General features: G+C 41.8%; 10 protein-coding genes. 9 read left to right on the top strand and 1 reads right to left on the bottom strand.

Annotated features, from left to right (window positions below; all coding sequences use genetic code 11):
- From AC1U9U_RS12410 to sigK, 8 genes are all read left to right on the top strand, one after another.
- On the top strand, positions 1 to 859 hold an 859-nt coding region (locus AC1U9U_RS12410; RefSeq protein ID WP_479960878.1), incomplete at its 5' end, for a hypothetical protein.
- A gap of 49 nt (positions 860 to 908) precedes the next feature.
- A complete protein-coding gene (locus AC1U9U_RS12405; RefSeq protein ID WP_479960877.1) occupies positions 909 to 1,493 on the top strand; it encodes a PilW family protein in 585 nt (194 codons plus the stop codon).
- Positions 1,494 to 1,508: 15 nt separating this feature from the next.
- Complete coding sequence (locus AC1U9U_RS12400; protein WP_479960876.1) at positions 1,509 to 4,751, top strand: DUF5057 domain-containing protein; 3,243 nt, start codon at positions 1,509 to 1,511, stop codon at positions 4,749 to 4,751.
- 134 nt (positions 4,752 to 4,885) lie between these two features.
- Positions 4,886 to 5,113 (top strand): hypothetical protein, encoded by a 228-nt coding sequence (locus AC1U9U_RS12395; RefSeq protein ID WP_479960875.1) that lies wholly within the window; start codon positions 4,886 to 4,888, stop codon positions 5,111 to 5,113.
- A gap of 386 nt (positions 5,114 to 5,499) precedes the next feature.
- Entirely contained in the window at positions 5,500 to 5,763 is a 264-nt protein-coding gene (locus AC1U9U_RS12390) for a group II intron maturase-specific domain-containing protein (RefSeq protein ID WP_479960874.1), read from the top strand.
- A gap of 280 nt (positions 5,764 to 6,043) precedes the next feature.
- Positions 6,044 to 7,153, top strand: a complete 1,110-nt coding sequence (locus tag AC1U9U_RS12385; RefSeq protein ID WP_479960873.1) for an AAA family ATPase — start codon at positions 6,044 to 6,046, stop codon at positions 7,151 to 7,153.
- Entirely contained in the window at positions 7,146 to 9,407 is a 2,262-nt protein-coding gene (locus tag AC1U9U_RS12380; protein WP_479960872.1) for a S8 family peptidase, read from the top strand. The genes AC1U9U_RS12385 and AC1U9U_RS12380 overlap by 8 nt, the downstream gene beginning before the upstream one ends.
- A gap of 640 nt (positions 9,408 to 10,047) precedes the next feature.
- A complete protein-coding gene (sigK, locus tag AC1U9U_RS12375; RefSeq protein WP_479960871.1) occupies positions 10,048 to 10,797 on the top strand; it encodes an RNA polymerase sporulation sigma factor SigK in 750 nt (249 codons plus the stop codon).
- A 101-nt stretch (positions 10,798 to 10,898) separates the two neighbouring features.
- Here sigK and AC1U9U_RS12370 read toward each other — a convergent pair whose 3' ends face one another.
- Positions 10,899 to 11,099, bottom strand: a complete 201-nt coding sequence (locus tag AC1U9U_RS12370; protein WP_479960870.1) for a hypothetical protein — start codon at positions 11,097 to 11,099, stop codon at positions 10,899 to 10,901.
- Positions 11,100 to 11,286: 187 nt separating this feature from the next.
- Here AC1U9U_RS12370 and AC1U9U_RS12365 point away from each other — a divergent pair.
- Positions 11,287 to 12,272: xanthine dehydrogenase family protein molybdopterin-binding subunit (locus AC1U9U_RS12365; protein ID WP_479960869.1), on the top strand; the 986-nt coding region annotated here is incomplete at its 3' end.

Genomic DNA, 12,272 nt, shown 5'->3' with positions numbered 1-12,272 from the left:
GGACGAAGCAGGCAACTATAAGGACATGACCTTTGAGGATAAGGCTAAATACGCCCGCTATGCCCAGCTGCAGGACGCGGCGGAGGGAACAGGAATTTTTAATTTAGGCGGCGGCTATATCTTTCTGGCCAAAACTCCGTTGTTTACCCTTGGAAATTATATTTCGAATAACCGCCTTTTTGCTCAAGCCGGTCAAATAGCAGATGCAGTTCCGTTACTGTCCGGTTTTAGTCAGGAGTACACTAAATTTACCCAGTTCCTTGGGGATTCGAACCTAAGCAACAATTCCGATGCTCCTCCGGTCAGCCTTGCCAAGGGCTGGTTGAAAAACACAGTATGGGCGGAAAGGGAATACATAGAAAACAATGGTGGGTTGGTTGAACACTTTTACGCCTGCGGCGACTCCGGCAAGGCAGTGATTATCCAAGGAACCGGTGCTTCCGCAGAGGTTGAAGCCCTTAAGGCAAAGTTGGGGAGTAACTTTAAAGTTATCAATGCGGAAAGTGGCAGCCTGCGTGGGCTTATTGTCGTCCAAGGTCCCCTTTATGTAGTAGGTGATCTGAACTATACCGGCCTGCTTAGCTCCGGCAGTGGCATTACCCTGATGAAGGGAGATCAGACCTTTAATAATGACGGGGAATTTATCCGGAACCGTTTTTTTAAAGAGCTATGGATAAATAAAACAAGGTATGCCGGTGGTGTTTGCAGTCTCTTTGCGCAGAGACCGGATGAGACTGACATTACAAGAGAATATTCTGAAGCCGAAATTTTGCAGAGCGGCGGAACCCCTGAATATGTCGGGTCTATGAACGGGGTAATGAAGATTACCGCTTGGAAGAAAACCAGACATATTCAATAGCATTCCCCAATTAAGCCGGTACCTTTTATAATTAGGAGTCGGGGGTTATATGAAAAGTTATGTCCGCAATCAAGCCGGTTTTACCGTAATAGAAGTCATGGTTGCAGTAGTAATCTTATTAATAGTTATAAGCAGTGCCGGCTCTTTTTTAACACATAATTACCGTTCTTACTATAATGTCAGGGGTGAAGTGGATGCCCAATCCCAGGCCCTCTTAGTAATGAATCGCCTTGCTAACGGTATTCCGGGTATTGACGCCGGGACCGGCATTTTGGCGGCTAGGCGGATTGCTGATATTGAGGTGAATAGTGATTATAATATCTCTTCCCTTACTTTATTGGAGGCGGATGGGATTACCCAAGATCGGTATCTTGTAAACGGAAATAAGCTTAGTTTTCAAAGAGGCTTCGAATCCAGCGAAATAATAGCTACTAATGTTATCTCTATCAAGATTTTACCATTTCATGACCAAAACCTAATAGCTGAACCGGATATTTCAGACTATACGGGACTTAATGAAAAGGGAGAGCCGTTAACCACGGGGGTTCAAGTTACGGTCACAACTCAGGTGCCCATAGGTACCGGAAGCAAAACCACTATTTCCAATCGTTACTATTTTAGAAATATCGATTGAAAAGGAGATGAGATGATGGGGAACAAAACCATGAGAACAGCCGCAGCGATTATCCTCATCGCTGCGATGGTGTTGACGGGGATGACGGTGGGACATCCTCAAATAGCGGCGGCAGCCGGCAGCACTACGGTTCTTAGGGTCTTGGAGGTCCAGCCGGGACCGGTAAGAAGCACGGAGAATGGAACGATGAGTACGGAAAAGTACCTTTTAGATCCAAGTTATTCTGACGGAACATATACCTATAAAGCTACCCAAATGACGATGAACCATTTTATCAGCAGTATTGATGAAATAAACGGTCAATATGATATTGTGTATATCGGTGAGTATTTCGGGACATATAAAGCTGAAGGATCAACATTTGGTACATTTCAGGGTTCAAAAAATGAAACATATAGCGGTGTCGATATAACCAACCGCAGAGCGGAAATGCTGCTGGACTTTATTGACAGCGGCCAACCGACATTCTTTACCGATACTATCTTTAGCGATACCAAAAAAAATGACAAAAGCAATACCAAACTATATAAGAATTTTTATAAAGAAAATCCAAAGGCTTCTACTAAGCCGGTTTACAATAAGATATTTAAAGTAAGCAGTAATATGACGAAAAGTGCTTTATATAGTGAGATGAAAAAACAATATATCGCATCTAAGAAACGCCCTACAATTACCCTGGTTTCACAGCCCAAGGCTTATGATGGGACACAGCAAAGCTATGAAAAGAACAATGCCATGTCCTTTGCCTTTGATTTGAACAACCCCGGTAAAAACAATATGGATGTTACCTTATATGTGGACGTGAACGGAGACGGGATCTTCAAAGATGTTGTAGATAAAAATCAGAAGATCACCAAACAGGAAGTAGTTGCTAAGCTTTCGGGGGTTTCTTCCGGAGAAGGCTATACTTTAAACTGGCCCCTACCGGGGAATTACACGGGAGTTCTTCCTTGGAAAATCGTGGTCCGCGACCGTACTACAGGGGCTCAAGATTATCAAACAGGCTATGCCGCTTACAATTCTTCCGGCAAAATGACTATCAACGTTTTGCAATTGTATCCTAGCGGAAATACCTTAGATCTCAGTACCTTAAAGGACGATAAAGGCAAAAATATGCTGGATACCAATGAATATAAGATTAATATTGATATGCTTTCGGTTCGGGAATTTAATAAGAACCCTGACAAATATGAATTAAACGGTAAATACGATATGGTTGTCTTAGGATTTGCCGACATGTATGGTACGAAAGATGATGATATTACCAATACCAAAGCAATCCGGAAAATAAAGGATTATATTGCTTCTGGACAAAGCGTTATGTTTACTCATGATACGCTTACTTTCGAGGTTGCAAATACCACGGGGTGGGGGCGTAATATAACCAGAGAATTTCGTACTATGATTGGCCAGGATATTTATGAGGGGACCACGGATAAACGGTATGGTTTTTCTTGGCTAACTTTAACCCGGGCTAAAAAAGGGGACTTCCCTAGGTCCAATGATGCGGTCAAATTAAACGATGCTTTGGTTACCAATTATCCCTATATACTAGGAAATATTAAAGTTTCACAAACCCACCACCAATATTTTCAATTGAATTTAGAGGATGAGGATGTTGTTCCCTTTTATACTTTATCCGGTAGCAACAATGGTTACACCTTTGACAGTAATGACGGGCGCAACGACTATTACACTTATTCCAAAGGAAATATTACCTATTCGGGTACCGGCCATGTTAAGCCGGGTGACTATTTAACAGAGAAACAGTTATTCGTCAATACTATGGTCAAGGCGATCCGTGGTGCCAATCACGCTCCCGTCGTCAGCGTTTCCGGAATCCAAGACGGGCAGTATGTGGATGTCGGCACGGGCTTAAGTTTTGATTTTATGGCCGAGGATTTTGACGGGGAACAGACCTTGGATGTGCAGATATTCGTCGATAAGAAAAACAATGGTGAATTTACCCTAGTCAAGAGCTACCTGGCCGAAGACAAAACTGCAGTCCTCAATGGGGAATCGCGTTCGGAGAAGCTGCTGGGACTCACAATACCCACGAAGCAAACCTTTGCCGTCAAAATTGTGGCAACCGATGCTCACGGTGCACAAGGAATAAAAACAGTGACCCTCGTCAACGAAAGACCAAATCTTGCCTTGATGGTTCCGGTAGCAAACGGGTATCTCGTTGGTGATAAGGCCGATTTGAGCTATAAGGTCATTTGTCAAGATATTGGGGCGTTATCCAATATCAGGTTATGGACCGATATCAATACGGTTAAGAACAGCAATTCAGAAGTGGGGATATATGCACCACCGTCAAACGGCTGGTATACCTCCGGGAATGAGCTGGCACATTCTGTTACGGGGACCCAGGATCTTACCCTACAGGCAACCTTTAATAAGCCGGGTAATTATCAGGTAAATAACCGTTTTACCTATGACACTTATAGTGCTCAGGGGTTATACTACACGGCCAATAGCTTTACTGCCAATGTAAAAAGTGCTGCCCTGAATATATCCGTATCGAAAACCGGCGATAACGGAATTGCCAAAGGGGTGAAGGATGTCCCGGTGCAGGTCAAAAATAAGGCGACCGGTGTAGTTTATTACGGGACAACCGGCTCTTCGGGTTTTGTCCGTCTTCAGACCGGCGGCACCGACAATAAGGGCAGTATGGTGATCCTTCCTTCCGGCACCTATGATATCACAATTATCCCACCGGTAGGATATGAAGCTGCAACCGGCAATACGCAAACGGCTACTCTAAATTATGGAAATCCGGAAAAAGCCATTGAATTTAATACTACCGGGTCGATAGTCAATTCCGTAAAATTTGACAAAGCAGTGCTATACACCGTGAGCAACGGCTTTGGCAAAGCACTACTCTCCTTTAATCTACGCGGTGATGTGAAGCACTTGAGTATGGATTTGAAATTGCCCGATTACGTACAAGGGAAAATCAATTACACAGCGGGTAAGCTCAAAGATGCAGCGGGTAATTCCTATAACTTTACTGTTGAAGAAGAGAAAATGATCTTTCCGGCTTCCGAACAAGCTCCTTTAAAAGCCGGTTCCTATGAAGCAGAATTTACGATTAAAGTAGCCAACACTGTTCCGGTAGGAGAATACCCTTTGGTTGTGAGTAAGGCCACTTACCGGGATAGGTATCTTACCTATAAAGACTCAGAATATGAGAATTTGGATCTTAATGCCGAAGTCTTGAACATTAATGTTCTGTCAAAACCGAAACTACAGTAGAACCTAAGTGATGCTATAACACCCCCCATTTTCATATGAGATGGGGGGCTATTTTTGATTGATTTTCACCTTGCTTCAGTTTCCTTGTTCTGGTATTCTTTTGTCGAGGAGTGAAAATCAGGGAGGGATAAGTGATGGATAAAGCTGATTTAATCCTGGACAAGCTAACCGCGATGGAGAGAGCATTTACGTCAGAAAACAAAACTATACACGACAAAATTGATAACCTTGGAACTGAACTCAACAAAAAGCTGGATATGACCTGGCAAGCTGTAAGAGAGTTAAGAGATGATAAATCAGAGCTTAACGAACTCAGAAAAAGAATCGAAGCACTTGAGAAGAAAATGGAAAAAGTCGGTTAGATCTTCTCTATTAGATATGAATAGCCGCGATGATCTGATCTTCATTGGCATCATCGGTGTCGATAAAAGGGTTATGAAATATCATTAGTGTTTTATATGTTTAAGGTTACAAAGCCCCTCATCTTGAAGTGAGGGGCTTTGTAATGGTGCGCCACGCATGGCGATTAACTAGACGGTAGTCCGTTATGGGGGTATGTAGTAACCAACCATTAGCTTAAGGCAAGGGTGTCCACCGTGGGGTGGAATTCGAAGGAAGCCATCGGCAAAATTCCGACCCGAGGAACACGAATAGTATCAGGCGCAAAAAGTGAGGTGAGGCTTTATCTTATTTCCCAAGGAGCCCATGATTGCCATAAGATTACTCATTCTATGATTCAAGGCGAGAAGTGATTGGACTAGGCAATGGTATAGGAATCGAGAAACGGAGGATAAAACTCAACCAAATCGTACGAGGCTGGACGAATTATTTTATGCTAGTCGATGCGAAGAATCTGCTTGCGAAGCTAGACGAATGGCTAAGAAGTCGCATAAGAACGGTGACCTGGAAGCGATGGAAGAAAGTTCGAACACGATTTGAAAGCCTAAAGAATGCAGGCATACATGGAGAACAAGCCTGGATGTGGGCAAATACAAGAAATGGCTATTGGTGAACAGCCCATAGCCACATCTTGACAAAAGCCCTATCCAACGAGCAATTCAGGCGAGTCGGATACTTTAGCTTTAGTGAATATTATTCTGCAAAGTACGTGTAAACTTTGGACCGCCGTATACCGAATGGTACGTACGGTGTGTAGAGGTCGGCCACTTAAAATAATGAGTGTTCTCCTACCCGATTCTTTTTAATAAGTGGACTAAATTGTTGATTACATGATATAATTAGACCAAATATAAAAGCTTTAACAATAAGGATTATAAGGAGAATTGGTCTAAATGAGTGATATATATCAAGAATATGTCCATTTGGCTCGGTTGGCGCTATCAGGTAATGAACAAGATGTTATTGCACTTCTAAAAAAAGACACGAAAATATTTATGAAATACCGCCCTGAATTGGCGGTAACAATTAAGCAATTGATAAAAAGTGCAAGTAATAACGTGGGTTTAACAAGACATATTCTTAATGATCCTTTACCAATTGATACTGATAGTAAGCTAGAATTAATTAAACGAGAATTTACGGAATTTGAAAAAGATCCAATTTGGTCAGATGATGTTATGTCAAAATTATACTCTATTATAGAGGAAAGAGAATTTGAGGATAAACTATATGAATTTAATTTAGCACCAACCAGGACAATTTTATTTACGGGACCACCTGGAGTCGGTAAAACATATGCTGCTAAATGGATATCGGCAAAATTGAATAGACCGTTATTTACTTTAGATCTAGCTGCGGTTATGAGTAGTTATTTAGGAAAGACTGGAAATAACTTAAGGACAGTATTAGACTACGCTCAAAAGATTCCATCAGTTTTACTATTAGATGAATTTGATGCTATAGCTAAAAAAAGAGATGATGATTCAGATATTGGGGAGTTGAAAAGACTTGTAAATGTTTTACTCCAAGCTATAGATGAGTGGTCATCTAAAGGAGTATTAATTGCAGCAACCAATCACCCAGAATTATTAGATTCTGCGGTTTGGAGAAGATTTGAAAATACAATTAATTTCCCGAATCCTACATCAGAGCAAATTAGGTTGACGATAACAGATTTGCTAGGTAGAGAGTTCACTAATGAGATGGTGGAGTTTCTTGACACACTTTCAATTGCATTTGAAGGATTTACTTATGCTGAGATTACGATGTTAGTAAACAATGCAAAACGAGAAAGTATAATAAAGCAATTACCCTTAATAAATGTCTTAGAAAAAAAGCTGAATATTTCAAGCAAGGAATTATCCAAGAACGGAAAAATCCAATTAGCTAAAAAATTAGTAGAACAACGATATTCGCAGAGAAAAGTTGCAGAATTAACTGGCTTATCTAGGGAAACCGTGCGAAAGTATACTAAAGATGTTGGGAGGGGCGTACATGAGTGATGAAAATAACAATTATCTACTTGGTTATGGGGAGCGGCTAACAAGTGTTGTATCGATTAAAACTAATTCCGGTCCCAAAAATCCACCATATGATATTGCAACTGCAAAAAAACAGATGTCTAAGTGGCTTGAATCCGCTTCGGAAGAATTTATGAAATTGCCTAGTGAAGCTTGTCCTAATGACAAGGTTACAGCTTTATTAACTATGCACCCCCGTTATATTTCAAAAAGTGATTTTCCCTCTGATTTTATAAATTTAGCGGAATTTAAGGTGGTAGGTGGTAAATCGAAAAAGGTAAGTCCAAAGGAGTGGGGAGTTCAGAACCACCCGGAAGTAGCTTTAACCGATCAATTATTTGTTATGTCTAAAAGAAGTAACTTGAAAAAACTAGCCAGTAACATAATGAGTTTTCCCGATGAGAGTAAGTTCTCGATTCAATTAACACATATTGAAGAATTTAATTCCTATAATGTGTTGGATAAAATTAGATATATCGAATCGCCCAATTCAATAAACCAAGAAGTTATGTTAGAAGTAGTTTTGCATGATTTTTCGGACGAAGAAATAATTGACTCTTTTGAAGAATTTGTCCAGATGAATCAATCAGTACCGATTATGGATCATATGCGTTTTGTTAAAGGATTAGCTTTTATACCAGTTCACACTACATATAACCAAGTGGAAAGAATTGCACAATACTCACATATAAGAGTAGTAAGGGCTATGCCTAGAATTAGGACGATCCAATCTTCCGTTATAAAAACAGACAGTCCATTAGTAAGGGTAAAACTACCTTCAGAAGACAGTATTAATCCAAATTTGAGAGTAGCAATATTTGATGGTGGGGTCTCTAAAAAAGTACCCCTCTCTAAATGGGTCAGATCAATAGAACCTGATGAAATTGGGCAACCTAGCATAAAGCACATTAACCATGGTACTCAAGTGACTTCAGCTTTCTTATTTGGACCACTTACACCTGATGAAGAAGCAGAGCAACCGATATGTGCCGTTGATCATTTTAGGGTTATCGATAAAAATACTGGTAAAAATGGAGACCTTGAGTATTATGATGTTTTAGATAGAATTAGCAACATACTTAGCAAGGATGAGGATAAAAAATATAAATTTATAAATATTAGCCTAGGGCCAGATATTCCTATCGAAGATGATGAGATTACGAGATGGTCAGCTGTCATAGATGAGCATTTATCTGAAGGGAAAAGATTTTTAACTGTTTCCGTGGGAAATAACGGTAATAGTGATGCTGATAGTGGACTTAATAGAGTTCAACCACCTTCTGATGCAGTGAATGCAATTGCTGTGGGTGCTTGTACTAACGAGGGAGGTGAAAAATGGGCACGTGCAGACTATAGTGCGGTTGGTCCAGGTAGAACCCCTGGTGTTGTAAAACCAGAAATTCTCATATATGGTGGAACTGATGAGGAACCCTTCTATGCTCTTTCTAATGCTAATGGAGCTTTTGCGATGGGATGTTCTGGGACAAGCTTGGCTTCTCCATACTTATTACGTACAGCTGTAGGAGTAAGTATGCAATTAGGAAATGACTTTGGATTATTAGCATTAAGAGCACTACTAATTCACAAGGCAGAAAGCGGTGAAGCAAGTAAAATGGATGTAGGGTGGGGAAGAGTTGTACCGGATTTAGATCATTTGATAAGTTGTGAAAGTGACGAAATACTTGTTATTTATCAGGGGGAACTGCCACCCAAGGATTTTCTTAGAGCTCCTATTCCAATGCCAGATACTGAGCTAAAAGGTTATATAACAATAACTGCAACGCTCGTAATTTCACCCAATGTTGATCCGAGTTATCCGAACGCTTACACAAGAGGTGGGCTAGAGGTTAGATTTCGTCCAGATACTAGTAACTTTAAAGCAAAAGATGATGGTAATATTGCAGAAAATGCAAATACAAAGACATTTTTTAGTGAAGGAAATGTTGGATTAAATGAATATAGCCTTCGTGAAGATGGCTATAAGTGGGAACCCTGTCTTAAAGCAACGAAGAGATTTCGTTCCTCATCGATTAATAAACCGTGCTTTGATATTTATTATCATAAGCGCGAAGACGGGCAACCAATTAAAAAACCTAATCCAATTCCTTATGCGTTAATTATTAGTGTAAAAGTTCCTAAAGTTAATAACTTTTATCAACAAGTTGTAAAAACATATAATAATATTCTGATACCACTTGCCCCAAAGGTAAAATTAAGATTACGACGCAATAGATAAAATACTCCTTATAAGGATATTATTTTAGCCGTTCGCCTTGCATGGGTCATGCTAACATATTATCAGGAGGGATAATCTATGGATAAATTAGAAATTATCTTGAATAAACTGGAGAAAATGGAGTCAGACATAAAAGCTTTAAGAGCAGACAGTCGGGAAACGCATAAGAAGCTGATAAGTTAGATGAAATATCATCTAAGCTGGAAATAACTTGGCAAGCTGTAAAGGAAATCAGGGACGATAAAACCGAAATAAACGAACTCCGCAAAAGAATAGAAATATTGGAGGCAAAAGTCAGATAAACAATTCTTCAACGGAGGGTAAAGTTAGGCAGGGGTTTAAGCATAGTCAAATGGCTATGCTTTTTTATTTTTGGTAGTGTAGATAATCCTTCGTATCTCCGGTGAATAGGCAAAATATGCGGTATACATTTTTCAAGTACTTGAATAGGTCAAGCAGAATTCCAGCTCCTTTTGCATAGGTATTGAGCGAGACTTTATTTAGGAGGGATTCACTCTCTACTGAATGTTAGTCGAGTCCATACTGGACTTAACCGCCCTTAGACTCCCGCAGCCTATCGAAGCGGGGGACCCGGGCGGGTTAGTTCAGTGCTAGAGCAGAACGAAAGGAGTGGCAGATTATGTTGACGGAAATTCTGGTAGCTAGTGTTGCCTTAACAATCTTGAAGGGGGTAACCCTTCTTGTCTCTTATATCAATAATAATGCTTTTCCTCAACCCCTTAACGAGCAGGATGAGGCCCATTACCTCCGGGTTCTTCGGGCAAGCAAGAGTCCCGAGGCTACAGTAAAGGATTTGACCAAAGCAGAGTATGCCCGCAATAAGCTGGTTGAGCATAATCTTCGCTTAGTGGCCCATCTAGTCAAGAAGTTTGACGGGACCGGAGAGGACAGCGATGATCTGATCTCCATTGGCACCATCGGTCTGATTAAGGGTATTGATACCTTTGACCCGGGCAAGGGCACAAAACTTGCCACATATGCTGCACGCTGTATCGAAAACGAAATCCTTATGCATCTGCGTTCCCTGAAAAAATCCCGTGGGGAAGTCTCTATCTACGATCCCATCGGTGTCGATAAAGAGGGGAATGAAATCTCCCTCATGGATGTCTTGGCTTCCGAGGGGGAAGCAATCTCCGACCGGATCGAAAGTGAATTTGAGCAGAGAGTTCTCCTAGATAAGGTCAAGAACCTGACCAAACGGGAGCGGCATGTTTTGCAGCTCCGTTACGGGCTCTTGAACAGCCCTAGGCGGACCCAAAGGGAGATCGCCAAAGCTTTGGGAATTTCTCGTTCCTATGTCTCGCGCATTGAGAAAAAGGCTATTCAGAAACTGATGGAACAGATGGAGGATCATGATCCAAGGAAATAGGTAAAGAGCAAAGGCCAATAGCAATTAGCAAAAAAGTTAGCAATAAACAGTAAGTAGGAAGAGCGGATTCGCTCTTCTTTTTTGTGCCCTTAATTTACTGCTTAGCGCGGTCTTCTAAAGGGCATACGGGGAGCGTATTGGAGACGATTGTTAAGATCCTCGGGAGAGTTGATGCCTTTTTTGTTTAAGAATCTCTGGAGACCTGAGGGCATCGGGCGCGAACCTTGATTTAGAAAATCGGGATTTGTAGTCAGATTCTCGCCACCGGGTTGACCTAAGAAGCGGTTTTGGCCAAAAAACATAGTAATTCCTCCTTTCTATTTACCAGTATATGGTGGCTTGCTAATACATGTTTATATTCCTGTCCCCGCTGTTAACAAGAAGTTAAGGGCAGAGGAAATTTTTGATATTTTTATTTTCCAGGGGGAAAGCTATAGAAAAATCTAGGTTGAGTTATTCCGGAGCACGAACGGGTTAGGAGGAACACCTTTGCAGACTGTCGGAGCGAATGTTCAAAGAAGAGACGCCATTGACAAAGTGACGGGAGCGGTCAAATATATCGGTGATCATATTACCCCGGAGCTACTCCATGTTCGGCTGGTTACCAGTACCTATGGCCATGCCATCATTAAAAATATCGATACTTCCCAGGCCTTACAAAGCTCTGGAGTGCAGGCGGTCCTGACCGGTCATGACTTCCCGATTATGACCGGTGCATATCTTGAAGACAGGCCAATGGTTGCCCGGGGGAAGGTTAGATACTATGGAGAACCGGTGGCAGTAGTCATTGCCAATAGCGAGTTAGAGGCTAAAAAGGCCGCGGAATTGGTGCAGGTGGAATACCAGCCCCTGCCTGTTGTAAATTCACCCAGTGAAGCGATCCGGAGTAATGCCCCTTTAGTCCATGAGGATATTCACCAGTATCGTAAGGTCAAACTAATTTACCCGGAGTTAAATACAAACATCGCTAATCGAACCAAGATTCGCAAAGGAGATATCGGCAAGGCTTGGGCGGAAAGCGAAGTCATTGTGGAAGGAAGTTATTCCTTGCCCCAGTCTGATCACATTGCCCTAGAAACCCGGACAGTCAGTGCCGAGATCAAGCCTAATGGCCGGGTAATTATTAATTCCGCCTCTCAGGCACCCTTTGTGATTCGCAAGCTGATCAGCCGCTATTTCCAAGTCGACGCCGGAATGATTACTGTGAATGTCCCCTTAGTGGGCGGAGCTTTCGGGGGCAAGGCCGCGGTACAATTAGAGCTTATTGCCTATGTAGCCTCGAAAGCGGTCGGTGGCAGACTTGTCCGCTTGGTTAATACCCGGGAGCAGGATATGACCAGTTCCCCCTGCCGCATTGGTTTAGATGCTAAAGTCAAACTGGGGGCAACCAAGGAAGGAAAGATTCGTGGTGCGGAGATTACCTATCTAGTGGACGGCGGTGCTTATTCCGATATTGCTGCGGTAATCAGCATGTC

It is taken from the genome of Desulfitobacterium sp., assembly GCF_982384815.1.
This window is presented reverse-complemented; position numbering and strand designations above follow the sequence as displayed.

What these genes read in the sequence shown, in the direction of transcription:
- AC1U9U_RS12405 (WP_479960877.1), top strand. Translation starts at nt 909, where the DNA reads ATGAAAAGTTATGTCCGCAATCAAGCCGGTTTTACCGTAATAGAAGTC.
- AC1U9U_RS12400 (WP_479960876.1), top strand. Translation starts at nt 1,509, where the DNA reads ATGGGGAACAAAACCATGAGAACAGCCGCAGCGATTATCCTCATCGCT.
- AC1U9U_RS12395 (WP_479960875.1), top strand. Translation starts at nt 4,886, where the DNA reads ATGGATAAAGCTGATTTAATCCTGGACAAGCTAACCGCGATGGAGAGA.
- AC1U9U_RS12385 (WP_479960873.1), top strand. Translation starts at nt 6,044, where the DNA reads ATGAGTGATATATATCAAGAATATGTCCATTTGGCTCGGTTGGCGCTA.
- AC1U9U_RS12380 (WP_479960872.1), top strand. Translation starts at nt 7,146, where the DNA reads ATGAGTGATGAAAATAACAATTATCTACTTGGTTATGGGGAGCGGCTA.
- sigK (WP_479960871.1), top strand. Translation starts at nt 10,048, where the DNA reads ATGTTGACGGAAATTCTGGTAGCTAGTGTTGCCTTAACAATCTTGAAG.
- AC1U9U_RS12370 (WP_479960870.1), bottom strand. Translation starts at nt 11,099, where the DNA reads ATGTTTTTTGGCCAAAACCGCTTCTTAGGTCAACCCGGTGGCGAGAAT.